Here is a 575-nt window from a genome sequence, read left to right as displayed (position 1 = left end):
AACCACGTCGGACGAATCCTGCGCGTGCGCAAACCTTGATAAACCACTTCGCGCAGCATCGACAGCAGCGGCGTAATGCCGACCCCGGCCGCCAACAGCACCAGCGGCCGGCGTTCCAGCGGCGCCACGGTGAAATGCCCTTGCGGCGCTCGCGCCTCCAACACGTCACACACCTGGATCTGCTCATGCAAATGGCTCGACACGCGGCCTTCGCGCTTCACACTGATCCGGTAAAAACCATCCGATGGCGCACTCGACAGGCTGTAAGTGCGGATGTGCACCTCGCCATCGAGAGTAAAACGCAGCGGTAGATGCTGACCCGCGAGAAACACCGGCAAACCGGCGCCATCGTCCGGCTCCAGGTAAATGGAGCGGATGTTGCGACTTTCTGCCTCGATCTTCGCCACCCGCAGCGGCCGCCAACGGTTACCCAACGCCTGTGCCTGCAAACGGGCATCGGCCTCGGCCCAGTTGCCGGTCAGCAGACTGGTGGGCGACATGCCATCGAAGCGCCAGCGCAAGGCCAGCGCTGCCGGGCGCCGCACCAGTTTTTCCACATCAAATGTCCACAGCCG

The 575-nt window shown here is 63.3% G+C and carries 1 protein-coding gene; it reads right to left on the bottom strand.

Annotation, left to right across the window (positions count from 1 at the left end; genetic code table 11):
• The coding region (locus AACY49_RS30065) for an FAD-binding oxidoreductase (RefSeq protein WP_339527871.1) at window positions 1–575 on the bottom strand (575 nt) is incomplete at both ends.

Source organism: Pseudomonas sp. EL_65y_Pfl2_R96, from assembly GCF_963970905.1.
Lineage (GTDB): Bacteria > Pseudomonadota > Gammaproteobacteria > Pseudomonadales > Pseudomonadaceae > Aquipseudomonas.
This window is presented reverse-complemented; position numbering and strand designations above follow the sequence as displayed.